This is a genomic window from Pseudomonas sp. P110(2024), from assembly GCF_057480795.1.
This window is the reverse complement of record NZ_JBLIYT010000022.1, coordinates 1-22,600: the sequence shown is the minus strand read 5'-3', so window position 1 is coordinate 22,600 and position 22,600 is coordinate 1. Positions and strand designations below refer to the sequence as shown.

Sequence of the window (22,600 nt, the reverse complement as noted above, 5' to 3'; positions counted from 1 at the left end):
GATGTGCCTTCAATTGCGGTGGCGTAAGGTACGCCCTTTCAACAAGGTTGCCAGGATGACGGTGAGGCCAACGGCGATTGTCATTGCAACCAGCATGGTAAGCGCGACGCTCGTTTTTTCCAGCAACCCCGCCATCGCCAGGTAGAACGCGATCACCCCCACCGCGCCAATCGCATTGCCCCGCACCATCGCCGCCATCCCGGCTCGGCCGCCCTGCACATGGGCGAATACCACCAGCGGCCAGGCAATCACCGGAATCGGCGCCAGCATGCCGCTGGTGGCCGGCCCCAGCCAGCTGGCCAGGCTGGTGGTGACCATCAGCAGCGAGGTGGCGGACACCATGCGCAGCGGAATCTCCCAATATCGGTGTCGGGGGCGGGCAAGGGTGTTGGGCCTGGGCTCGCGGCCACTGGCGCGGATCAGCACGCCGATCAGCAGCAGCGCCACGGCCACCGACAGGTACAGCCCACCCCAGTGGGTGAAGGCATAGGCCGCCAGGCCATAGAACAGGATCGACAGCGCGACGGCCGGTGCGGTACCGAGTCTGCGCGTGACGAACAGGTAGAAGGTGTAGGTGGCCTGCACGGCCGCCAGCCCACCCAGTGCGCCGGGCACCGCGCCCAGGGCGAAGCCCGTGCCTTGCTCCAGGCACAGGAAGGTCATCACCAGGGCCGAGGTGATCGGCAGCCCGGACAGCAGCCCGCCAAGCAGGCCACCCCAGCGCCGCGAGGCGAGGGAGATGGCCCACATCAGCAGCGGGGTGACGACGAGTTTCAGGTAGAAAAGGGTCATTGCGCGGGGTTCCGGTTCTGCAAGGGTTGCGCCCGCCGTCGGCATTGGGTGGGGCGCGGGTCAATCAGCCTCGGCTGGCCTCCAGCGCCTGGGCGAGGTCGGCGATGATGTCGTCGCTGTGCTCGATGCCGATCGACAGGCGCACCATGTCGCGCGGCACGCCGGCTTTTTCCAGCTCTTCATCGTTGAGCTGGCGATGGGTGGTGGAGGCGGGGTGGCAGGCCAGCGACTTGGCGTCGCCGATGTTGACCAGGCGCACCACCAGTTGCAGCGCATCGATGAAGCGCGCCCCGGCGGCCTGGCCGCCCTTGATGCCGAACGACAGGATCGATGCCGGCTTGCCGCCGGTGTAGCGCCGGGCCAGTTCGTGCTCGGGGTGGTCCGGCAGGCCTGCGTACTTCACCCAGGCCACCTGGTCGTGCTCCTGCAGGTAGCGGGCGACCTTGAGCGCGTTCTCGGTATGGCGCTCCATGCGCAGGGCCAGGGTTTCCAGGCCTTGCAGGATCAGGAAGGCATTGAACGGCGACAGCGCGGCGCCGGTGTTGCGCAGCGGCACCACGCGGCAGCGACCAATGAAGGCGGCGGGTCCGAAGGCCTCGGTGTAGGTGACGCCGTGATAGGACGGGTCGGGGGTGTTGAGCAGGGCGAAACGTTCCTTGTGATCGGCCCAGGGGAATTTGCCCGAGTCGATGACGATGCCGCCGATGCTGGTGCCGTGGCCGCCGATGTACTTGGTCAGCGAGTGCACCACGATATCGGCGCCGTGCTCGAACGGGCGGCAGAGGATCGGCGTGGCCACGGTGTTGTCGACGATCAGCGGCACGCCATGGCGGTGGGCGGCCTCGGCCAGGGCGGTGATATCGACGATGTTGCCGGCGGGGTTGCCGATCGACTCGCAGAACACCGCCTTGGTGCGTTCGTCGATCAGCGCCTCGAGGGCGGCGATGTCGTCGTGGGCGGCGAAGCGGGTGGTGATGCCCATGCGCGGCAGGGTGTGGGCCAGCAGGTTGTAGGTGCCGCCATACAGCTTGGCCACCGAGACGACATTGTCGCCGGCCTCGGCGACGGTCTGGATGGCGTAGGTGATGGCGGCCATGCCCGAGGCCACCCCCAGCGCGCCGACGCCGCCCTCGAGGGCGGCCATGCGTTGCTCGAGCACGTCGTTGGTGGGGTTCATGATGCGCGAGTAGATATTCCCGGCCACCTTCAGGTCGAACAGGTCGGCACCGTGCTGGGTGTCGTCGAAGGCGAACGAGGTGGTCTGGTAGATCGGCACGGCCACCGCCTTGGTGGTCGGGTCGGGGCTGAAGCCCGCGTGGATGGCGAGTGTTTCCAGCTTCATGCGGTCGTTCCTTGAGCGTGGGGGTGGAAGCGTTCGAGCATGGAGCGGGCCGCAGGTGCGGGTCAAGTGTCACACGGGCGGTGCGGCCAGGCCCGGCATCGGTCGGGCCTGGTTCGCGCGGCTGCTCAGGCAGAGGTCGTGCTGTCGAGCGGCAGCAGGGATCGTTTCGGCAACAACGTCATGATCTGTTCGAACTGTCGGCGCTTGCTCCAGTCATCGTAGTCACCGATGACGTACAGCCGCTCCCTGGCGCGGGTGACTGCAACGTTGAGCAGATTCGGGGTTTCCACCGCCCAATCTCGCGCACCTTGGCTGTCGGCGCTTCCGCCCAGCAGCAGTACGATGATCTGCGCTTCCTTGCCTTGCATGGTATGAATGGTCCCGTAGACGATCTGGGCGGGCAAGAATGTCGAGAGTTTGCTCCGTACGTCTTGAAACGGCGTAATGACCGTGATCGCGTCCTTTGGCACACCATCGGCCTCAAGGCGTTCCAGCAGACGTTTGAGCATGATGCCTTCCTGACGGACCCAGTTGCCTGACGAAGGACCGGGAGCATGCAGCCAGCCGGAGGGAAGGCTGGCCTTGGTAGCTTTCGCGGGTTCCGGCGTGCCCGTGCCATAGACCATAGCGCCGGCATAAGCGATACGGTTTGCCATCTCGAACATTGGACGGTCGCAGCGGCGATGGACCACCAGTGGTAGGCCTACCCAGGTCTGCGCCTCCTTTGGGCCCAGCATCTTGCCCCATCGCGTGGCGAGGTCGGCAAGGGACTGGGCGGACTGGCGATTGCAGATCCAGTGCGGATCGACCTGGTAGTGGTTTCGCATGTGCTCAAGCACCGCATCGCATACCGGCACGATGGGCGGCAATTGCAGCGGATCGCCGACCAGCACGGCGCGGCGTGCACGCCATAGGGCGCCTACGGCAGCCTGTGGCGTGGCCTGGCCGGCCTCGTCCACCAGCAGCCAGCCAATTTCTTCACAGCCAAAGCTGCCGAACGATCGGGCGAACGAGGCGAAGGTACTGCTCAGGACCGGAACCACCATGAACAGTGATGCCCAGATCGACCGGCTCAGGTCTTGGGAAATGCCCAGATACTGGCTGCCTGTCAGTTGTCGGGTGATGCAGTAGAGGTTGGCGCTCAAGCGCTTCGCCTCGATCTGGAACAGGGTCTTGTGCAGGCCGAGTGCCTCGATGAACACCCGTGCCCGTGCCTGGCGCCAGCCTTTCAATTGCCAGGGCTCGAGTTTCTCAATGGCCTCCCCACGGCCAATATCCCCCTGCGTCAGCCAGGGCAGCAGATGCTCGGCTCCCCCCACGACGGCAAGTTGCCGAGCTGTTTCGACGTCGGTGTGCAGTGCAGCCTCTGCAAGCCCAAGCTGCTGCTTGACGGCTTCGAGCTGCAGTTGATGCATCTGTAGCTGCTCGGAAAGGCGCGCATCCTGTTTCATGGCGGTGGCGTAACTGTCGCTGCAAAGCTGGTGGCGTTGCTGCAGATAGGTACGTTGCGCACGCCATGTGCGGCCCGCCCCCCCGAGGGTGACGAGATTGCGCCATATGCCGGGCCGTTGGCCGACGTGGCTGTCCAGGGCATCCAGCGCATTTCTCAGTTGGTTCCGGGCTGGCAGCAGATTCGCGTTCTCGTGGTCTAGCTGGCCGGCCTTGAGTCGCTCATGGGCGCGCCAGTGAGCGTCATGCTCAGCCTGTTGAAAGGTCAGCGCCGTTCGACTTTCACGAACGGCATCGATTCGTTGATTGATCGCCGCGATTTGCTCACACAGCGCGTCGGCTGCTTCCTTGCTGGCGGTGTAGCGACGTTTTGCCGCTTTCCAGCGTGCCTGGCGTTCGCTCTCGGGGATGCTGTTGGCCGGGTTGCTCAGCCAGCCGATGAACCCCCGAGGACCGGTCGGCTTGTCGGATACGTCGATATCCGCGGTGTAGCTGTCTTCGTGCTCAGCGAGCACGTCGGCGGTCTGCAGGTCGTTTGCGGCTTCGCTCGTTCGTGCCTTTTTCTTCTTGGGGGGGGCTTCACCGTAGAAAAACTGGCTGACGAACTGCTTGCGCTTGGTCTTGCTGCCCAGTGCCGCAGAGATCAATCCCCAGGCCGGCTGGTCGATCAGCAACGTGGCGATGTCAGCGAAATAATCGATTTCGCCAAGCCAGGAGGGGTCGACCTTTCCGGCCTGCGGCAGCTCCAGCGTGATGTTTTCCACCGCGCCATTATTGCTCGAGGCTACTACCACTTCGAAACCGAACAGCTCGGGGTTCAGGCGGTAGCCTTTCTGCGGCCGCCCGCCGTCGTTGAGCTCCTCGCAGCCATTGTTGAGAAAGGCCTGGGAAGCCCTGTCGAACGAGGCGAGCACATCGGCTCTGCGGGTCACCACGGCCGCGATCAGGTCGCGCAACAGCGTGGTCTTGCCTGTTCCTGGTGGGCCGTTGACCCCCATGACTCCAGCACTTTCACCGAGTTCGGCCAACAGGCTGTTGACTGCCAGCTGTTGCGAGTGCACCAGGCCAAGATGCTTATCGCTCGGCCAGCAGCCCGGCGCATGGCGATGGGGATAGAGACGCTCGATGATCGGCAGCGAGGCATGCGGCTGGTCCAGGTGCAGCCGTTGGCCTGGGGCATGTTCACGCAGGTACTGGGTGAGCGCGGTACTGGACACGCCGCGATCCAGCGCCGATGCGACATGAGTGAGGTCATCGAGCAGGAAGCTGTTGAGTGGATCGTCCTGAGGTGTAGGCTTTTCTGGATCGATCGGGGTGGAGCGCACCCTGTGGCGGTGAGCGGCATCGCCGAAGAATGCCTCCAGCCCCAACGCTTGAACAATCGCCAGGGTCAGTTCATGCAACGCATCGCTGGTGACGACGGTGCCAAGCAGCTGACAGGCCAGTTGGCGGGCGTCGTCCTGCGCGCTGGCGAAGCCATGCTCCCAATTCCGCTCGGCAAGCACGCAACCAAGAAACCAGGCTTCGCTGGACAGCACCAGGCTGTCCGGTACCAGCATGCCTTCGGCGCTGAAGCGCAGGGCGAACAGGGCCGTTTCCCGCGACTGTGGCTCGCTGTAGCCCTGGTCGGCGCCAAACCGCTCCCCCAGGGCGGTAGTCACCGCCAGGCTGTCGTAAAGGTGGGCGAACAGGCTGTGGCTCCATACGCGTTTTTCCGGCAGTTTCTGCTTGCCCACCAGGCTGCCGGGCATCCAAGGCAGCGGGTCGTCCTGGCTGCGGATGTCGTGAAAGAACGGCAGATAGATGTCGTCCTCGTCACGGATGTTCAGTTTGGGGACGGGTTGAGGTTGCAACAATTCGATGGCGTGCCAGTAGCGCACGATGTTTGACGGGTTCATCGACATCCTTGAAAACGGGGCCTGGGGATCCGGGCGGTCGCTCTAGGCAAAAATGCGGCATGTGAACTGCGGCGCGTTGGCGTCCTGCCGCGCTGACAAGATGGGCTTCAGGGTAGAAGCCAGGTCGTGGTCGGGGTGATGGCGCGCTGTATGCCGACCGCCTGGCAGTGCTCGAGAATAGGCAGGATGTAGGTGATGACCATGCGCCCAGGGTTGCCGTTGGGCTGAAGACGCGCCGCCAGGCAGACCGGGCCGGCCAGTGCCGGATCCTTGTTTGAGGCGACCGGGACTGCGTTGGAAACGCCGAAGTGCCCGTTGGCTGCGAGATAGTCCAGTGTTTGCTGGAACGCCCCACGGCTGATGGTCAGGCTACTGGCCTGGGCGCCGGTGGTGATCGTCAGGTTGTCGGCACCCACCGTGTCGACCTGGAAGCGGGCGTTGCTTGGCGTGTGGGGTGTTTGCAGCTCCTGACCCTGCAGGCGAGTGATCAGCGCCCAAAGGGTGCTGTCGACCTGGGTGATGTATGGCATGAGAAGACTCCTTGTGATCTCGGCGAGCAGGCGTGCATCGGATCCAATGATGCGATGGCTGAGTGTATACCGCGAGCTTAACGCGATTTGATGGCTTCATGATATTGCCAGCTGCCCTGTGGCGTTCCCCTGCGGTCGCTCAATATGGTGCTTGCAAGCGCGTCGTTTCCTCTTCGAGATAGCCGACCAGCGCCGCCACTTCTGTTTCCCCCAATCGCATGTTGGGCATCGCCAGCTGGTTGTACTGCGCGTACAGCAGCATCGCCAGCGGGTCTTTCTCCGCCAGCATCCGGTCGGGCTCCATCAGCCAGCGCTTGAGCCAGGCCTCGTCACGCTGGCGGGTCACTCCCAGCAGGTCCGGACCGATACCTCGGGTGGCGCCGGGCTCGGCCTCGCCCAGGGTATGGCACGACGAGCAGCGGGTCCTGAACAGTTGTTCGCCCGCGCTGGGCGGGCGAATGTCGGGGGCCTGGGTGTAGTCGTGGTGCTGGGCGCTGGCGGTCTTCCAGTTGTGCAGGCTGTTGGCCAGGCGGTCGGCGAGGATGTACGGGCTTTCGAAGGGCGAGGCCTTCATCCAGCGGCCGGTGGCCTGGTTGCCGATGATCAGGCTGAGGTTGTGGTCCTTGCTGCGGCCATTCTCAAGGCCCTCTATGTACAACCCGAGGCTGCGACGCAGTTGCTCGATGTCGGCGGCTTGGCCGGTGAGCAAGGTCCAGCCCGGGCCGATGGCGAACTTCTCGGCGTAGCGCTTGAGGGTGGCGGGGGTGTCGTTAAAGGGATCGATGCTGATCGAGTAGATGAAGATGTCCTGGCCGACGCGCTCGCCCAGCAGCTTCTGCACCTGGCGCAGGCGGGCGGTCTCCACCGGACAGGAGTCGCCGCAGCCGGTGAAGATGAAATTGATGGCCACCACCTTGCCCTTGATCAGGTCGTCGAAAAAGCGCACCTGTTGGCCGTCCTGGGTGAGCAAGGGGATGTTGGGAAAGTAGTCGGCGCCCCAGGGAGTGGAGGGTGTTGCGCGGGGGCTGGGGGGCAGCGACCAGGAAAGGCCGAGGGTGAGCAGCAGCAGGAGCAGCAGGCGGCAGAGGCGGGGCATGGTCTGACCCTCTTGGATTGGCATGAAAGGGCCGCCTGGCGGCCCCTTGCACGACGTCACTTGATACTCAGCGGCACCGTCACGCTCTGCCCCAGTGCCGACTTCACCGTCACCGCCGGTGGTGACGCCGGGCCGCTGCCGGTGGTGGTCACCGACAGCTTCCAGCGCGCGCCGCTGCCGCTGCTGCTCAAGGGCGCCAGGCCCAGGTCGAGCGGCCCGCTGGTGGTGTTGGTGGAAACCCGGATGCTGTTGCCGGTGGCCACCGAAGTGGTCCCGGAGACTTCCCAGGTCCAGCGGTTGTTGCTGCGCAACTGCACCGTGGCGCTGCTGACCTGGATCTCGTCCATCGGCACCGCTGGCGAGACCGCGATGCTCACCGTGGCCGGCGCCAGCGACTCAAGGCCCTTGGCGTCGCGCGCGGCGTAGGTGAAGCTGGCGGTGAACGCCGTGGCGACGGTGGCCGGTGGGGTGTAGGTGAGCTGCGTGCCGTTGCTGCTGACCGTGCCTTGGCCGGAGTCGGGCTGGGCCAGGCTGCTGATGCTCAGCGGCAGGTTGCCGTCGGGGTCGGTGTCGTTGGCCAGCACGTTGAGCACGATCGGCTTGCCGGCCATGGTCGCGGCGCTGTCGTTCACCGCCACCGGCGGCTTGTTGCCGTCGTTGCCGGAGCCACTGCTGGCAGTGCGAAAGGTCGGCAGGGCGGCGGAGTTGACGTATTCCACGCCATCCCAGCCGGGCAGCGGCGTCGGCATCATCTGGAACTGGCCGGGGTGTTCCAGGTCCCAGCGCAGCAGCATCGAGGTGTCCTCGTGCTGGGTGTTGTGGCAGTGCTCCATGTAGGTGCCGGCGAACTCGCGAAAGCGAATGGCCATTTCCACTTCTTCCGACGAATCAGCGTCCGGGCCGATGCGGTAGACGTCCTTGCGCGCCCATTTTTCCCATTCCGGCGGCGCCTTGCCGTCACGGCTGAGGATTACCCCTTCCTCGAAGTGTACGTGCACCGGGTGGCTCCAGCCATTGCCGCCGTTCTTGATCTTCCACACCTCGAGGGTGCCGTCGCCGCTGAAACCGCCGTCGGTGGCTTCGCTGGCCAGTTGCGGGGCGGCGTTGATGCGCCGCGGGTCCATGCTGTAGCCGAAGCCGCCGTCGGTCTTGATGGTCCAGGGCGCGCTGTCGGTGCCATCGGAGCGGCCGAAGATGAACTCGCGGTGGCGGGCGGCCCTGAGCTTGACCTGATCGCTGGCGCTGGTGCGGTCCAGGGGCAGGGGAATCATCACCAAGCCCGCGGCCTTGCCGGGTTTGGCCGGTTCATACAGGCTCGGGTCCATGCTGACGTCCTGGCCGGTATACGGCTGCACGATCAACTGCATGAACTTGCCGACCACCGGGTCGCCGCCATCCCATTCCGGGCCCTTGCTGGTCTGCTTGATGACCGCCTTGTACTTTTCCGACAGCACGTCGGCCAGGTTAATGGCCTGTTTCGGGCCCTTGCCGGTGTCGTGTTCCATGAGGTTGACGAAGTACAGCTTGTCTCCGGCCTTGATCCCGTTCCTGGCGAAATTGATGATGATGTCGTAGCGCTCGGCGATGCCCTGCAGCGGCAGGATGGCGTTGTTGTCCTGCAGGTTGCCGTCGCCATTGAGGTCCAGGGTGCCGTCGAATGGCACCGCGTGCTCCATGATGTTGCCGTCGTTGGCGATCATGTGGAACGGCACGCGGGCATAGGAGACGTTGGAACCGCTCGGGCCCTTGAGCTCGCCGCTGTTGCCGGCGATTTCACGCACTACGGCAAACTTGAAGTAGCGCGACACCGAGCCGTTGAGGATACGGAAGCGGTAGCTGCGCGCGCGCACCTTGAGCTTGGGCTGGTACTGCCAGTTGACCAGGATCTGGTCGCCGAGAAAGCCGTCGGTGTTGAACGGGTTGAACCACAGCTGGCCGTTGGCGTCCCAGGCCTTGTCGGCGATCACCAGGTTGACGTCGTAGTCGCGGTTGCCCCAGGGCATCGCCGCGCCACTGGGGAAGCGCAGGTTGACGCCATCCTGCAGGGCTTCGTTGCCGCGGTCGATGGCCGAGTAGTAGTTCATCATCACCGCATTGCCCTTGTAGACGTTCTGCGCGGTGAAATCGAGCATGTGGTCGTGGAACCAGTGGGTGCTCATGGTCTCGCGCCAGTCGCCGCGAATCTTGATGCTGCCGTTCTCGCAGGTCTTCAGGCCAGGGGAGGCGTCGTTGACGAACAGGGTTTCGCCCGGTGCGCAGGGGAAGGCCGCGCGCGGGTCCTGGGCGCGGGTGTTGATGGTGTCGTAGCCGGCCAGCTGGATCGGCCAGCGATAGTCGTAGTACTGGCCGGGGAAGAAGTAGGCATTGGCGAAGCCGTCGCTCTCGGCTGGCGAGTGGCCATTGTGCTCGTGGGTGGAGATGGTATGCAGGCCAAAGCCGTTGTTGGCCGAAGGGTCGATCGGCAAGGCGTTGTAGTGGCGCATCAGCACCGGTTGGCCATAGCGCACCATCAGCAGCTTGGGTGGAAAGGTGCCGTCGAAGGTCCACAGCGCCTTGTGGCCCTGCAGGGGCATCTTGGGGTGGAAGCGGGTGTCGATGCCCTTGGTGGTGCCCAGGGTGGTGGGGATGTCGGAGGTCTGGTAGTACAGCCCGCCCGGGGCGAACTCGCCCTTGGCATAGTTGTGCAACTGCTTGCGATCGCGCAGGCCCTGGTTGATGCGCGCCCCGGCCTGGGCGGTCTTGAACGCGGCCTGGGGGTAGAACTCGTTCCAGCGCTGGTGCGACCAGCCCTTTCCTGGCGGACGGCCTTCGGCGGGCGAACCGACCCCGCTGCGGTTGAGGAACATCTCGATCTGCGCCTTCCACGGGTTGCGGTCGAGCACGTTGGCGTACTGCGACGGGAACGGCGTCAGCCCCGGCTGGGTCAGGAACGCCTCCAGAGCGTTGCCGTTGGGGCTGCTGCGGGCGGCGTAGTCGGGGTCCTGGGCGGGGGCCGCGCCGACCACGGGCGGCGGAAAGGTCATGACGTAGGGCGGTGTGGCCGGGTCGAGTTTCTCCGGACCGAATTCCTCGAACAGCAGCAACTCCTGGGTGAACGGCTCGGCGCCGAACAAGGGGCTGGGCTTGCCGTTGGTGGGGTATTTGCGCGAGGTCTGCAGCGCGGGGGGCAGCACGTTGTTGGTGGTCACCGTCGCGCGGTTGCCATAGACGCCATCGGTCAGTTCCAGCGAGCCCTCGTTGGCCTCGGGCATCGATTTCAAGTCTTCCAGCGCTGCCGCCAGGGCCACTGGCGTGACGGGCGGTTCGCTGTAGGCGGAAGGATCGGTAGGCGGTGGCTGGCCCACATCGTCGAGCGACCCGGCGAACGCGCTGGCCAGCCCAAGGCTGACCAGCAGTGCCGTAACGGTAGACAACCTGAACACCTGGGTCGATGTCGCAGCGGGTTTGTTCATTGCCGTATGCCCCGTGTTGTGCAGACCGGCATCTGTTGCCACTCGAAGAGCGACGAAGTGCCTTGAACAGGGCACAGCAACGGCTGTGCCAAACGGCAAATGGCCAAACGCCAGTTGTTTCAAGATGTTGCTGAGAGTGAGGGCGAGAAACGCTCAAGGTATTGCCGCAAACCTGGGGCTGGACACCCACTGCTGGGTGGGGAATGCTGCCCACCCGATGCCTTCGATCGTCACCGGGAGCCCACATGGATCCGCTTTACCTTATCGCCCTTGGCGCCATCGTCGCCGGGTTCGTCCAAGGCTTGTCAGGCTTTGCCTTCGGCATGGTGGCCATGTCGTTCTGGGCCTGGGGGCTGGAACCAAAGGTGGCGGCGGTGCTGACGGTATTCGGCAGCCTTACCGGGCAGTTGATCGCGGTGTTCAGCGTGCGCCGGGGCTTCAGCTGGTCGCTGTTGTGGCCCTTTGTGCTTGGTGGCCTGGCGGGGATTCCGCTGGGTGTGTGGGTGCTGCCTTACCTGGACATGCTGTGGTTTAAAGCGGTGTTCGGCACGCTGTTGGTGGTGTGGTGCCCACTGATGTTGCTGGCGCCACGCCTGCCGCGTCTGCAGGGGGGACGACTGGCCGATGGCGCGGTGGGCATGGTCGGCGGGGTGCTGGGCGGCATCGGCGGCTTTACCGGCACCGTGCCGACGCTCTGGTGCACCCTGCGCGGGTTCGAGCGCGACACCCAGCGGGCGGTGATCCAGAACTTCAACTTGTCGATGCTGGCGGTGACCATGCTCACCTACCTGGGCAGCGGGTTGGTGACCCCGGCGCTGCTGCCGGCGTTCGCGGTGGTGGTGTTGGCGATGGCAGTGCCGACGCTGCTGGGCACGCGGCTGTACCTGGGGATCAGTGAGCGGGCGTTTCGCCGGATCGTGCTGGGGCTGCTGACCTTGTCCGGGGTGGCGATGCTGGCCGTGGCGGTGCCGGGGTTGCTGGCGCGGGGCTGATCAAGCTGAACACCACCTCTGTAGGAGCGTACATTCCGACTATCACGCAAGACCGCTTCACCTCAGGCAGCCAACCCTTGCCCGAATCCGGTGTTCTTGGCACCCTTGCCTGCCTTGCCTCTCGACACGCCCGTAAAACAAGGAACCCTCAGGTGAATTGGGAAAAAGTCGGTAAATCCCTGGTAGGGCTGCTCGCCCTGGTCGCCGTCGCCGCCATGCTCTATGCGGTGCTGCGCGATGACGACCGCCTGCAGGCACGCCTGACCTACGCCCATCTCACCTACCCGGGCCAGTTCAGCGAGCGCATCAGCCAGGCCAACGACCTGCTCAAGTATGAGCGGTTGCACTCGCAGATCAGCGAGATCGGCGCCGGCGCCCTCAGCCATCCGCAGATCGACAAGCTGGTCGACCTGGCCCAGGCTCCGTACCTGCACCTGTTCGCCAGGCCGTTCGAGGCCGGGTTGGTGGATCACCGCACCGGCCTGCTTATCGAGCTGTACAACCCCGCGCAGGTGCCGCTCAAGGCCGTGCACATCCGCTTGCCGGCCAAGGGCCTGGTGCAGGTGCGTGACGCCGCCGGCAACGACACGCTGGTGCCGACGCCCACCAGCAGCATCGACCTGCCGGCCATCGACGGGGTGAGCGAAAGCAAGGTCTGGGTGTACTTCGATGCCGATTATTCGCAGATCCGTCAGGGCGGGATCAGCATTCGCGATGCCGACGGCAGCGCCGATATCCAGGTGACCCGTGAAGTGGTGGGGTTCCCGGCGCTGCTGGCGCGCTACAGCCAGGTGGTGGTCGCGGTCTTTGCCGGGTTGGTGCTGGGGTTGCTGACGTTGGCGTATGCGTGGCTGGGGCGGGCGAGGACAGCGAGTATTTCGCATCCTCTGTAGCAGCCTTGCTTGAAAAAGACCTGAATTATGACCAAAATATAGCGCTTGAATGAGGGCTATTAACATGCAGAACATCTTTGCCGACGTCACTGTCAGTGTCTCGGAATTAAAGAAGAATCCTACGGCAGTCATGGCCGATGCACAGGGGAAACCGGTGGCAGTCCTCAACCATAATCGCGTCATGGGCTACATGGTGCCCGCTGAACTCTACGAGGCGATGATGGAACGACTGGAAGATATCGAACTGGTGGCATTGGTCAAGGCGCGCGCGGGAGAGAAAGGCATCCCGGTCGAGCTGGATGACCTATAGGCTCGAGTTCCTGCCTTCGGCCCTGAAGGAGTGGGAGAAGCTGGGGCACACCGTGCGTGAGCAGGCCAGAAAGACGCTCCGGCAACGCTTGCTCTCGCCCAAGGTCGGTGTGGATGCGCTGCGTGATTTGCCCAACCACTACAAGATCAAGCTCAGGGCCAGCGGCTATCGACTGGTCTACCGCGTCGAGGATGATCGGGTAGTGGTGGTGGTGGTGGCGATAGGCAAGCGTGAGCGCGGGCAGGCCTACCGCTCGGCTTACAATCGCTGAGTGTCTGCAGCATCCCAGCTAGGTCGCTGGTGTACAGGCCGACAGCAAGGCCTCGATGAACAGGCCTTCCGCACGGCTCATGCGCTGGTCCCTGTTCCACAGCAGGTGGATGTCCACGTCGGCAATGCCCTCGTGCGGCGGCAGTTTCCACAGCAGCCCCGCGTCTACATCCTCCGCCACCACGTGTTCGGGCAGGCAGCCGATGCCGAAACCGGCAATGACCAGGCGGCGCACCTCTTCCAGGCTCGGTGACGAGGCGACGATGCGCCCGGCGAAGCCCTGCTGGTCGCGGAAGATGGTCAGCGGCGAAAGCATGCCGCCGATCTGGTCGCTGGTAAAACTGACAAAGTTCTCCCGTTGCAGATCGCCTTCGGCCTGGCCGAACAGCCCGTGGTGCCTGCCGCAGAAGAACGCGTAGCGCTGGCGCAGGAACAGCCGTTGCTCCAGCCGTGGCTGCGGCCGACGGTTGAGGCTCAGGCCGGCGGTGGCGGTCTTTTCCTGCAGCGCGGCGACGATGTCGGAGCTGCGCATCACGTCGATCTCCAGCTCCACCCGCGGGTGCTGGCGGTGAAACTCGGCGAGGAAATCATCGAAGCGTTCGCTGACGATGCGGCTGATCATCAGCAGGCGCACCTTGCCTACCAGCTCGTCCGCCGGCTGTTCCAGCAAGCCACCGATCTGCGACATCTGCCCGTATACCTCGCCGGCCAGCTGGAACAGTTGCTCGCCCACCTCAGTCAGCACGAAGCGCGGGCCGCGACGGGCGATGAGCTGGCGTCCGAGCTGTTCCTCGAGGCGCTTGAGCGCCTGGCTCACGGCTGGCTGGGTGAGGTGCAGGCGGGCGGCGGCGCGGCTGATCGACAGCTCCTGGCCGATGACGCGGAAGGTGCGCAGCAGGTTCCAGTCGAGGCGGTCGTTGAGCAGGCGGTCGGGCATGGTCGGGCTCGATAATAAGTGTGGCTAATAATTCGAATAATAAATAGAAAATTGAATTATAGGCTTCGGCGATGAATCATCTCCAGCAGTGCAGGCGCCGTCAGAGCGTCGCCATGTCCTAAAAACTCCTGCCAGAAAAACAACCAAAGGAGCCACCCATGAAGCCCGCCGCTTCGCCCCAACCGCGCCGTGCCGCCGCCGCCGCGTTCATCGGCACCATGATCGAGTGGTACGACTTCTACATCTACGCCACCGCCGCCGCGCTGGTATTCGGCGCCTTGTTCTTCCCCTCCGACAATAGCCTGTTCAGCACCATGGCCGCCTTCGGCACCTTTGCCGTGGGCTTCTTCGCCCGCCCCCTGGGCGGCATCGTCTTCGGCCACATCGGTGACCGCATCGGTCGCAAGAAATCACTGGTCATCACCCTGCTGATGATGGGCGTGGTCACCGTCGCCATCGGCCTGCTGCCGACCTACGCGCAGATCGGCGCGACCGCGCCGGTGCTGTTGATCCTGCTGCGGGTGGTTCAGGGCATTGCCGTGGGCGGCGAGTGGGGCGGGGCAGTGCTGATGGCCGGCGAGCATGCGCCCAAGGGGCGCCGCAATTTCTTCGCCTCGTTCGCCCAGCTGGGCAGCCCGGCGGGCCTGATCCTGTCGTTGCTGGCGTTCAGCGCGGTCACCCGCCTGCCGGAAGACGACCTGATGAGCTGGGGCTGGCGTGTGCCGTTCCTGGCCAGCGCGCTGTTGCTGCTGGTGGGCCTGGCGATTCGCCTGGGGGTCAACGAATCGCCCGAGTTCCTCGCCAGCCGCGCGCAGGCCGAGAAGGCCCGGCGCAAGGAGCAGGCGCCAGTGCTGGAGGTGCTTCGGACCGCGTGGCGGCCGCTATTGCTGTGCATCGGCGCCAATACGCTGGGTATCGCCGGGGTCTACTTCACCAACACCTTCATGATCAGCTACACCACCCAGCAGTTGCACCTGGAGCGCTCGCTGATCCTCGAATGCCTGTTCTTCGTGGCGATCATCCAGTTCTGCGTGCAGCCCCTGGCCGCTTGGGTCTCGGAAAAGCTCGGCGCCACGCGCTTCCTGGCGCTGGTCGCGCTGCTGGCGATGGCCTCGCCGTACCCGATGTTCGTGCTGGTGGGCAGTGGCGAAGGCCCGCTGATCGTGCTCGGCATTGCCTTGGCGGCGGCGTGCATGGCGTCGTTCTACGCGGTGATCGCCGGGTATGTCAGCGGCATGTTCGACACCCGCGTGCGCTACACCGCCATCTCCCTGGCCTATCAGGTCTGCGGCGCCATCGCCGGGGGCCTGACCCCGCTGATCGGCACCTGGCTGGCGCACAGCTTCACCGGCCAATGGTGGCCGATGGCGGTCTTCTACAGCCTGATCGCCTGCACTTCCCTGGTCTGCGTGCTGGCGCTGACGCGCCGATACGCCCGTAGCCGGCAGCTCGAGCTGGCCTGAATCTGGAGTATCCGCAATGTTGAAATGCAATGGCGAACGCCTGTGGGCGAGCCTGATGGCCATGGCCGAGGTCGGCGCCACCGCTCGTGGCGGCAGCTGCCGCCTGGCCCTGAGCGACGAGGACAAGGCCGGTCGCGAGCTGTTCGGCCACTGGTGCCGCGAGGCCGGCTTGAGCCTGAGCGTGGATGCCATCGGCAACCTGTTTGCCCGTCGCCAAGGCACCGACCCGCAGGCCGCGCCGGTGATGATGGGCAGCCACCTCGACACCCAGCCCGAAGGCGGGCGTTTCGACGGCGTCTACGGCGTGCTGGCAGGGCTTGAAGTGGTGCGCCGCCTGAACGACCTGGGCATCCGTACCCGCAAGCCGCTGGAGATCGCGGTGTGGACCAATGAGGAGGGCGCCCGTTTCACCCCGGCCATGTTCGGCTCGGCGGTGTTCACCGGCACCTTGCCGCTGGCGCAGGCCCTGGCGATCCGCGATGCCGACGGCATCAGCGTCGCCGATGAACTGGCGCGCACCGGCTTTGCCGGCCAGCGTCCGCTGGGTGGCGCCGTGGACGCCTATTTCGAGGCACATATCGAGCAGGGCCCGATCCTCGAGGATAACGCCAACAGCATCGGCGTGGTCAGCGGCGGCCAGGCGATCCGCTGGCTCGACGTGACCGTCGAGGGCATGGCCGCCCATGCCGGCACTACGCCGATGAAGCTGCGCAAGGATGCCTTGTACGGTGTGGCGCGGATGATCCAGGCCATCGAGCAGCTGGCCACGGACTTCGCTCCCGAGGGCCTGACCACGGTCGGTGAGCTGAGCATCGCCAAGTCGTCGCGCAACACCATTCCGGGCGTGGTGCGTTTCACCCTCGACCTGCGCCATCACCGCGACGCGGCCATCGACGCGATGGAGCGCGACATCAGCCTGCAACTGCAGGCCATTGCCAACCAGCGCGGCCTCAGCGTGCGCATCGAGCGCCACTGGGTCAGCCCGGCCACGCCGTTCGATGCCCAGTGCGTGGCCGTCGTGCAGCAGGCGGTGGATGGCCTGGGCTACAGCCAGCAGTCCATCGTCAGTGGCGCCGGTCATGACGCGATCCTGCTGGCGCGCTTCTGCCCCACGGCGATGGTGTTCATCCCCTGCGTCGGCGGGCTGAGCCACAACGAAGCCGAGGACGTGTTGCCCGACGATGCCCGCCAGGGCGTCGATGTATTGCTCAACGCCGTGCTGGCCCGTGCCGGCCAGGTTGACGAAGGAGAGGCCTGATGCGCTGCTATTTCCACCCCGAACAACTGCTGCACCATCCGCGCAGCTATTACTCCCGTGGCGCGATGCGCACCCCTCAGGAGGTGCCCGAGCGCGCCCAGCGGCTGTTGCAGGCCGCCAAGGGCCTGGGCTTCGACATTCGCCAGCCTGCCGACGCCGGCCTCGCACCGCTCAAGGCCGTACACGGCGAGGCCTACCTGAGTTTCCTCGAACAAGCCCATGCGCGCTGGAAAGAGGTGCCCGAGGACTGGGGCGACGAGGTGATGTCCAACATCTTCGTGCGCGAACCCAACGCCCTGCGTGGCATTCTTGCCCAGGCTGCTCGCTACCTGGCCGATGGCAGCTGCCCGGTGGGCGAGCACACCTGGCGCTCGGCCTACTGGTCGGCGCAGAGCGCGGTGGCGGGCGCCCAGGCGATTCTCGATGGTGAACCCGCCGCTTACGCTTTGTGCCGGCCGCCGGGGCATCATGCCCGTTACGATGCCGCCGGTGGATTCTGCTACCTCAACAATGCCGCCGTGGCCGCCCAGGTATTGCGAAGTCGCTACGGCCGCGTGGCGATCCTGGACACCGACATGCACCACGGGCAGGGCATCCAGGAGATCTTCTACGAGCGCGACGATGTGCTGTATGTCTCGGTGCACGGTGACCCGACCAACTTCTACCCCGGCGTGGCCGGCTTTGCGGACGAGCGTGGCCAAGGCGCGGGGGAGGGCTGCAATCTCAATCTGCCGATGGCCCACGGGGCGAGTGAAGCGGACTTCATGGCGCAACTGGAGGTTGCGTTGCAAGCGGTGAAGAACTTTGGCGCCGAGGTGCTGGTGTTGTCGTTGGGGTTCGATATCTACGAGCTGGATCCGCAGAGCAAGGTGGCGGTGACGACCGACGGTTTTGCGCGGCTGGGGGAACGTATTCGGGCGCTGCGGTTGCCCTGCCTGATTGTGCAAGAGGGGGGGTATCACCTTGAGAGCCTGGACGCGAATGCGCGGGCGTTCTTCTCTGAAAAGCGGGATTGGCGATAGGACTATCGCGGGGCAAGCCCGCTCCCACTGTTGTGATACAACCTGTGGGAGCGGGCTTGCCCCGCGATTGCGGTGGTAGGGGTGTTACACCCCGCCCCGGCGAACATGCTTGACCAGCACCTTCTCCAACAACTCCCACATCGCCGGATCGGTGCTGAACGCCACATTGAAGCGCATCCACCCGGTGGCCTTGGCATCTACCATGAATAGCTGTCCGGGCCCGAGCATGATGCCTTTCTCCAGGGCATCGTCCAGCAGCGCGGCGCTGTCGGGGATCGCCGGATGGCGGGTCCAGATATACATCCCCTCGTCCGATTCGATGAACAGCTCGAAGCCCAGCCGGTGCAGGTGCCGCCCCACTTCCTGATGCGCCTCGGCCAAGCGCTGGCGCAGGCGCTTGAGGTGTTTGCGCCAGCGACCGTCGATGATTGCGGCGTACACCACCCGCTCCATCACCTGCGAGGTGGTCAGGCCTGAGCGCATCTTCAGGTGCAGCAGTTGCTGGGTCAGTTCGGGGTTCGCCAGTAGGTAGCCGACCCGCACGTTGGGCGAGATGCTTTTCGAGTAGCTGCCCACGTACACCACCTGCTGCAGGTGGTCGAGGCTGGCCAGGCACGGCAGCGGGTCGGCGATCATGTCGGCGTAGAGGTTGTTCTCCACCAGCCGGAAGCCATGCTGGCTGGCCAGTTGCAGCAGGCGGTGCAGTTGCGCCAGCGGGGTGCGCGAGCAGGTCGGGCTGTGCAGGTGCGGCTGGGTGAAGAACGCCGTGGGGCGGTGGTGGGCCAACAGGCGCTCGAGCTGGTCGAGGTCGTAGCCCGCCGGGGTACGCGGCACGCCCACCAGGGTGGCGCCCTGGGTGCGCAGGATGCTCATCAGGTTGGGGTAGCCGGGGTCGTCCACCAGCACCACGTCGCCGGGGCGCACCAGGGTGCGCACGGCCAGGTCCAGAGCCTGGCTGGCGCCGTGGGTGAGCATCAGCTGCGCCGGGTTGGCGACGATCGACAGTTCCTGCTGCAGGTTCTGCGCGGTCAGCGCGCGCAACTCCGGCAGGCCCAGGGGGTCGCCGTAGCCGGACAGCTCCAGCGGGCTGCCGGCGACCTGGCGCAGGCCGCGACGCAGGCCTTCCTCGTACATCCAGTCGTTGGGCAGCCAGCCGCAACCGGGCTTGAACGGCAACTGACGGATCTCGAAGATCTGCTGTAGGTACCACTCGGAATTGAAGGTGGGGCGACTGGTGTCGACCTCGACGTTGTGCTTTTCCAGTAGCTCGTTCGCCGCACGATTGACGAAGAACCCCGCATTGCCCTTGCTTACCAGCAAGCCCTGGGCCACCAGCCTGTCGTAGGCCTCGACCACGGTGAAGGTGCTCACCGAGTAGGTAGAGGCGAACGCCCGGATCGACGGGACCTTGGCCCCGGGCTTGAGCGTCTGGTCGTCGATCAGCGCGCGCAGTCCGTCGATGATCTGGTTGACCAGCGGGGTGGAGGAGTCCGGATGGAGCTGGAGCATTCGGGGGCCTTCAGGTGTGCGCGGCGCCAGGCGCCTGCAGGGGTATCGCGGGTGTATTGCATCGGCGGCCTGTACAGTGCAGTGCGTTTTTCATGCCGCTGTGCATGGCTCTATGTGTTCGACATTTTTACATTACGTGTCAGATATAGCCAACACAGCACGTACCAGCGCCATGAATAATCACAACATCGCTGCTTTGCCGTCGGGGTTTGCCCCGCACCTTCTTTTCGCCTGGCCGGACGCCTCTCGTCCGTCCCCAGCATGGTTCAGTTCGTCCAGAGGGTTGCCTCTGGCCGCGTAAGCAGGCCGCCACGGATGGCCTGCGTGTGCTCGCGCACACCTCCCTGCCCGCAGTAGCACTGATGTACAGGTGAGACCGATAACCATCGGGGTTTCACAGTTTTTCCTTGGATAAAAAGAAGCACGGGGTAAATAACTGATGGACGCAACATCCACATCCACCACCGCGAAGGACGGGCACGAGAGCAAGCTCAGTGCCTCGCTCAAGTCGCGCCACCTGACGATGATGTCCATCGCCGGGGTGATCGGCGGCGCCTTGTTCGTCGGTTCCGGCAGTGTCATCCACAGCGCCGGCCCGGCCGCTGTGCTGGCGTACCTCGCCGGCGGCATCCTGGTGGTGCTGATCATGCGCATGCTCGGCGAAATGGCGACCTCCTCGCCGGACACCGGCTCGTTCTCCACCTACGCCGACCGCGCCATTGGCCGCTGGGCCGGTTTCACCATCGGCTGGCTGTACTGGTGGTACTGGGTGATCCTCATGGCCTGGGAGGCCTACGTGGCGGGCAAGATCCTGCACGGTTTCTTCCCCGACGTGAGCGTCAACGTGTTCGTGCTGGCCACGACGCTGCTGCTGATCACCGTCAACTTCTTCAACGTCAAGCACTATGGCGAGTTCGAGTTCTGGTTCGCGCTGATCAAGGTGGTGGCGATCGTCTGCTTCCTGGTGGTGTGCACCGCCGCGGTGATGAACATCTGGCAGTTCGGTGAAGTGCGCGGTATTACCCACCTGACCGCCGAAGGCTTCATGCCCAACGGCATCACCACGGTGATCGGCGCCTTGCTGGGGGTGATGTTCGCTTTCCTCGGCGCCGAGATCGTCACCATTGCCGCCTCAGAGGCGAAGGACCCGGCCACCCAGATCGTCAAGGCGACCAACTCGGTGGTGTGGCGTGTGTGCCTGTTCTACGTCGGCTCGATCTTCCTGATCGTCTGCCTGGTGCCGTGGAACGACCCGCAACTGGGTGTCTCCGGCTATGGTGCCTACCGCCGTACCCTGGAACTGCTGGGCGTGCCGTATGCCGAGCTGCTGATGAACTTCGTGGTGCTCACCTCGGTGAGCAGCTGCCTGATCTCCGGCCACTACACCGCTTCGCGCATGCTGTTCTCCCTGGCTCAGCGTGGCGACGCGCCGCGCCTGTTCACGTTCACCCGCATCGGTACCGGCGTCCCGGTGAACGCGATCATCGGCTCGTGCCTGGTGGCGGTCTTCTGCGCGCTGATCAACTTCAGTGACACCCTGCGGCCAAAGGACGTGCTGGAAACCCTGATGAACACCACTGGCATGATTGCCCTGCTGGTGTACCTGGTGATCGCCTTCTCGCAGCTGCGCATGCGCCGCAAGCTGATCGCCGAGGGCAAGGAAGTGCGCCTGAAGATGTGGCTGTTCCCATGGCTGACCTACCTGGTGATCGTGTTCATCGTGGCGGCCCTGGTGACCATGGCCTTCATGCCTGACTACCAGATCCTGGTGATTTCCACCGGTATCGCCGCAGCCATCGTGGTGGCCATGGGCGTGGTGCACCAGATCCGTAGCGCCAAGCGTCACTGATTGCGCTGGTGCCTTTGGCAACGGCCGGTCCCTTTCGAGGGACCGGCCGTTTTCGTTTGTTGGCAAAACCTTGTTTGCCAGTCAGATCATCCTTACGTTGCAGCATGCCGACATGGCTTATGCTGCACATAATTGCCCTACTAGGAGTCGCCCATGGTCTGGTCCGCCACCCAGTATTCGTTGTTCGAGGATGAACGCACCCGCGCCGTGCGTGATCTGCTGGCCGCCGTGCCGGCGCGTCCGGCGCGGCATGCCACGGACCTGGGCTGCGGCCCGGGCAACTCCACCGAGGTGTTGCTGCAACGCTGTCCCGATGCCCAGGTCCTGGCCCTGGACAGCGATCCGGACATGATCGACAAGGCTCGGCAGCGGCCACGGCTGAGCATTCCACGGGTGCGTTGCGAGATTGGCGAGATCGCCAGCTGGACCGCCCACGAGCCCCAGGACCTGATCCTGGCCAACGCGTCTTTGCAGTGGGTGCCGGACCACGCCAGCCTCTACCCGCACCTGGTGCGGCAACTGGGCGAGGGCGCCAGCCTGGCCGTGCAGACCCCCGATAACCTCGACGAGCCGGCTCACCGCCAGTTGCGCGAGATCGCCAGCCAGGGGCCCTGGGCTGGCAAGTTCGCCGATTTCTGCCTGCCGCCGCGGCACAACGCCGGGTTCTACTACGACCTGCTCAGCCCGCTGTGCGCACGGGTGGATGTGTGGCGTACCACCTATCACCACCCGCTGGTCGGCGGCGCCGAAGCGGTGGTGGAGTGGTTCAAGGGCTCGGCGTTGCGGCCTTACCTGGCGCGGCTGGATGATCAGGAGCAGGCGAGTTTCCTGCAGCTTTACTTGCAGGCCATGCAGCGTGACTACCCGCCGGCCAGCGATGGTCGGGTGTTGTTGCCGTTCCCGCGGTTATTCGTGGTGGCGACGCGCTAGGCGCCAGAGCACGCAGGCGTAGATGCCGAGGTTGAGCAGCAGTACGATGGTGCCCAGCCACAGCTGGTTTTGCGGGGTCAAGCCGGCGGGGTAGATCACTGGCCAGATGTAGTGTTCGACGAAGCCGCCGTGGTAGCCGGCGTCGCCGGCGGTTTTGCGCAGGTGGTTTTCCCAGTCGGTCAGGGGGCACTCCAGGTGCAGGCCTTCCACGGCCAGGCCCCAGGCGAGGGCGGGGAGGTGGATCAGCAGGGCGCGGCTGCGCCAGAGCACCAGCAGGCCGCCGAACAGGACCAGCAGGATGAACGAGAGGTGGAACAGGACCAGGGTGTCGGCGGCCAGGCGGTAGAACATGGTGGGGTGGGGCCTTGCTGTTGGAGTCGGGTTAGTTTGTCATGTTTTTTGTTTCTGAGTTTCTGAGTTTCTGAGTTTCTGAGTTTCTGAGTTTCTGAGTCTGGGCGGTGATTGTTTTTATAGTTGTATGCGCATTCATTTGCGATGTCGACGCATAGTCACCTTTCCGCCCTTACGGCGGGTTACTTAATGAGATGGTCACCCCGGCACCCTGCGAGGCGTACGCTTTCGCAGGGTGCTTTTACTTCGGAGACCGT

Annotated in this window: 18 protein-coding genes; 9 read left to right on the top strand and 9 right to left on the bottom strand. The window is 64.7% G+C overall.

Going from position 1 to position 22,600, the window contains the following annotated elements:
* Window positions 1-9 precede the first annotated feature (9 nt).
* The 6 genes from AC25ND_RS25375 to AC25ND_RS25350 all read right to left on the bottom strand — a co-directional run bounded on the left by AC25ND_RS25375 (window position 10) and on the right by AC25ND_RS25350 (window position 10,559).
* Window positions 10-792, bottom strand: coding sequence for a hypothetical protein (locus AC25ND_RS25375; RefSeq protein WP_062361035.1), 783 nt, complete (start codon window positions 790-792; stop codon window positions 10-12).
* A 64-nt stretch (window positions 793-856) separates the two neighbouring features.
* Window positions 857-2,134, bottom strand: a complete 1,278-nt coding sequence (locus AC25ND_RS25370) for a bifunctional O-acetylhomoserine aminocarboxypropyltransferase/cysteine synthase (protein ID WP_280060538.1) — start codon at window positions 2,132-2,134, stop codon at window positions 857-859.
* 125 nt (window positions 2,135-2,259) lie between these two features.
* Entirely contained in the window at window positions 2,260-5,481 is a 3,222-nt protein-coding gene (locus AC25ND_RS25365; protein WP_486976647.1) for a DEAD/DEAH box helicase, read from the bottom strand.
* 107 nt (window positions 5,482-5,588) lie between these two features.
* On the bottom strand, window positions 5,589-6,011 hold the full coding sequence (locus AC25ND_RS25360) for a hypothetical protein (protein ID WP_028692015.1): 423 nt from the start codon (window positions 6,009-6,011) through the stop codon (window positions 5,589-5,591).
* Between the two features lie 139 nt (window positions 6,012-6,150).
* Window positions 6,151-7,107 carry an SCO family protein gene (locus tag AC25ND_RS25355; protein ID WP_280060539.1) on the bottom strand — a complete coding sequence of 319 codons (957 nt, stop codon included), beginning with the start codon at window positions 7,105-7,107 and terminating at the stop codon, window positions 6,151-6,153.
* Window positions 7,108-7,163: 56 nt separating this feature from the next.
* The gene (locus AC25ND_RS25350) at window positions 7,164-10,559 is read right to left on the bottom strand and encodes an Ig-like domain-containing protein (protein WP_486976646.1); all 3,396 of its coding nucleotides are present in this window, start codon (window positions 10,557-10,559) and stop codon (window positions 7,164-7,166) included.
* A gap of 245 nt (window positions 10,560-10,804) precedes the next feature.
* Here AC25ND_RS25350 and AC25ND_RS25345 point away from each other — a divergent pair, with 245 nt between their 5' ends.
* From AC25ND_RS25345 to AC25ND_RS25330, 4 genes are all read left to right on the top strand, one after another.
* On the top strand, window positions 10,805-11,551 hold the full coding sequence (locus tag AC25ND_RS25345) for a sulfite exporter TauE/SafE family protein (protein WP_069017253.1): 747 nt from the start codon (window positions 10,805-10,807) through the stop codon (window positions 11,549-11,551).
* A 152-nt stretch (window positions 11,552-11,703) separates the two neighbouring features.
* Window positions 11,704-12,444: a hypothetical protein gene (locus AC25ND_RS25340; RefSeq protein ID WP_062361048.1), complete on the top strand. Its 741-nt coding sequence runs from the start codon at window positions 11,704-11,706 to the stop codon at window positions 12,442-12,444.
* A 64-nt stretch (window positions 12,445-12,508) separates the two neighbouring features.
* Window positions 12,509-12,754, top strand: a complete 246-nt coding sequence (locus AC25ND_RS25335) for a type II toxin-antitoxin system Phd/YefM family antitoxin (protein ID WP_050705246.1) — start codon at window positions 12,509-12,511, stop codon at window positions 12,752-12,754.
* Window positions 12,744-13,025: a type II toxin-antitoxin system RelE family toxin gene (locus AC25ND_RS25330; RefSeq protein ID WP_062361050.1), complete on the top strand. Its 282-nt coding sequence runs from the start codon at window positions 12,744-12,746 to the stop codon at window positions 13,023-13,025. The genes AC25ND_RS25335 and AC25ND_RS25330 overlap by 11 nt, the downstream gene beginning before the upstream one ends.
* 18 nt (window positions 13,026-13,043) lie before the next feature.
* Here AC25ND_RS25330 and AC25ND_RS25325 read toward each other — a convergent pair whose 3' ends face one another.
* Window positions 13,044-13,961, bottom strand: a complete 918-nt coding sequence (locus AC25ND_RS25325; RefSeq protein ID WP_062361051.1) for a LysR family transcriptional regulator — start codon at window positions 13,959-13,961, stop codon at window positions 13,044-13,046.
* A gap of 158 nt (window positions 13,962-14,119) precedes the next feature.
* On the opposite strand from AC25ND_RS25325, the gene AC25ND_RS25320 reads away from it, so the two are divergent.
* From AC25ND_RS25320 to AC25ND_RS25310, 3 genes are read left to right on the top strand one after another with little or no spacing between them, the layout of a single operon-like run.
* Window positions 14,120-15,424 carry an MFS transporter gene (locus AC25ND_RS25320; protein ID WP_486976645.1) on the top strand — a complete coding sequence of 435 codons (1,305 nt, stop codon included), beginning with the start codon at window positions 14,120-14,122 and terminating at the stop codon, window positions 15,422-15,424.
* Window positions 15,425-15,440: 16 nt separating this feature from the next.
* The gene (locus AC25ND_RS25315; protein ID WP_182324449.1) at window positions 15,441-16,682 is read left to right on the top strand and encodes a Zn-dependent hydrolase; all 1,242 of its coding nucleotides are present in this window, start codon (window positions 15,441-15,443) and stop codon (window positions 16,680-16,682) included.
* The gene (locus tag AC25ND_RS25310; protein WP_062361057.1) at window positions 16,682-17,704 is read left to right on the top strand and encodes a histone deacetylase family protein; all 1,023 of its coding nucleotides are present in this window, start codon (window positions 16,682-16,684) and stop codon (window positions 17,702-17,704) included. The genes AC25ND_RS25315 and AC25ND_RS25310 overlap by 1 nt, the downstream gene beginning before the upstream one ends.
* Window positions 17,705-17,788: 84 nt before the next feature.
* On the opposite strand, the gene AC25ND_RS25305 is transcribed toward AC25ND_RS25310, so the two are convergent.
* Window positions 17,789-19,213 carry an aminotransferase-like domain-containing protein gene (locus AC25ND_RS25305; RefSeq protein WP_062361059.1) on the bottom strand — a complete coding sequence of 475 codons (1,425 nt, stop codon included), beginning with the start codon at window positions 19,211-19,213 and terminating at the stop codon, window positions 17,789-17,791.
* Between the two features lie 439 nt (window positions 19,214-19,652).
* On the opposite strand from AC25ND_RS25305, the gene AC25ND_RS25300 reads away from it, so the two are divergent.
* Together AC25ND_RS25300 and tam are read left to right on the top strand one after the other, a co-directional pair.
* Window positions 19,653-21,062, top strand: coding sequence for an amino acid permease (locus tag AC25ND_RS25300; protein ID WP_486976644.1), 1,410 nt, complete (start codon window positions 19,653-19,655; stop codon window positions 21,060-21,062).
* A gap of 153 nt (window positions 21,063-21,215) precedes the next feature.
* On the top strand, window positions 21,216-21,992 hold the full coding sequence (tam, locus tag AC25ND_RS25295) for a trans-aconitate 2-methyltransferase (RefSeq protein WP_186596188.1): 777 nt from the start codon (window positions 21,216-21,218) through the stop codon (window positions 21,990-21,992).
* Here tam and AC25ND_RS25290 read toward each other — a convergent pair.
* On the bottom strand, window positions 21,969-22,343 hold the full coding sequence (locus tag AC25ND_RS25290; RefSeq protein WP_186596186.1) for a DUF2784 domain-containing protein: 375 nt from the start codon (window positions 22,341-22,343) through the stop codon (window positions 21,969-21,971). The two genes, tam and AC25ND_RS25290, sit on opposite strands and share 24 nt — an antisense overlap.
* Window positions 22,344-22,600 lie beyond the last annotated feature (257 nt).

Excerpts from the sequence above, each read along its gene's own strand:
- AC25ND_RS25375 (WP_062361035.1), bottom strand. The coding sequence starts at position 792 with ATGACCCTTTTCTACCTGAAACTCGTCGTCACCCCGCTGCTGATGTGG.
- AC25ND_RS25370 (WP_280060538.1), bottom strand. The coding sequence starts at position 2,134 with ATGAAGCTGGAAACACTCGCCATCCACGCGGGCTTCAGCCCCGACCCG.
- AC25ND_RS25365 (WP_486976647.1), bottom strand. The coding sequence starts at position 5,481 with ATGAACCCGTCAAACATCGTGCGCTACTGGCACGCCATCGAATTGTTG.
- AC25ND_RS25360 (WP_028692015.1), bottom strand. The coding sequence starts at position 6,011 with ATGCCATACATCACCCAGGTCGACAGCACCCTTTGGGCGCTGATCACT.
- AC25ND_RS25355 (WP_280060539.1), bottom strand. The coding sequence starts at position 7,107 with ATGCCCCGCCTCTGCCGCCTGCTGCTCCTGCTGCTGCTCACCCTCGGC.
- AC25ND_RS25350 (WP_486976646.1), bottom strand. The coding sequence starts at position 10,559 with ATGAACAAACCCGCTGCGACATCGACCCAGGTGTTCAGGTTGTCTACC.
- AC25ND_RS25345 (WP_069017253.1), top strand. The coding sequence starts at position 10,805 with ATGGATCCGCTTTACCTTATCGCCCTTGGCGCCATCGTCGCCGGGTTC.
- AC25ND_RS25335 (WP_050705246.1), top strand. The coding sequence starts at position 12,509 with ATGCAGAACATCTTTGCCGACGTCACTGTCAGTGTCTCGGAATTAAAG.
- AC25ND_RS25330 (WP_062361050.1), top strand. The coding sequence starts at position 12,744 with ATGACCTATAGGCTCGAGTTCCTGCCTTCGGCCCTGAAGGAGTGGGAG.
- AC25ND_RS25325 (WP_062361051.1), bottom strand. The coding sequence starts at position 13,961 with ATGCCCGACCGCCTGCTCAACGACCGCCTCGACTGGAACCTGCTGCGC.
- AC25ND_RS25320 (WP_486976645.1), top strand. The coding sequence starts at position 14,120 with ATGAAGCCCGCCGCTTCGCCCCAACCGCGCCGTGCCGCCGCCGCCGCG.
- AC25ND_RS25315 (WP_182324449.1), top strand. The coding sequence starts at position 15,441 with ATGTTGAAATGCAATGGCGAACGCCTGTGGGCGAGCCTGATGGCCATG.
- AC25ND_RS25310 (WP_062361057.1), top strand. The coding sequence starts at position 16,682 with ATGCGCTGCTATTTCCACCCCGAACAACTGCTGCACCATCCGCGCAGC.
- AC25ND_RS25305 (WP_062361059.1), bottom strand. The coding sequence starts at position 19,213 with ATGCTCCAGCTCCATCCGGACTCCTCCACCCCGCTGGTCAACCAGATC.
- AC25ND_RS25300 (WP_486976644.1), top strand. The coding sequence starts at position 19,653 with ATGGACGCAACATCCACATCCACCACCGCGAAGGACGGGCACGAGAGC.
- tam (WP_186596188.1), top strand. The coding sequence starts at position 21,216 with ATGGTCTGGTCCGCCACCCAGTATTCGTTGTTCGAGGATGAACGCACC.
- AC25ND_RS25290 (WP_186596186.1), bottom strand. The coding sequence starts at position 22,343 with ATGTTCTACCGCCTGGCCGCCGACACCCTGGTCCTGTTCCACCTCTCG.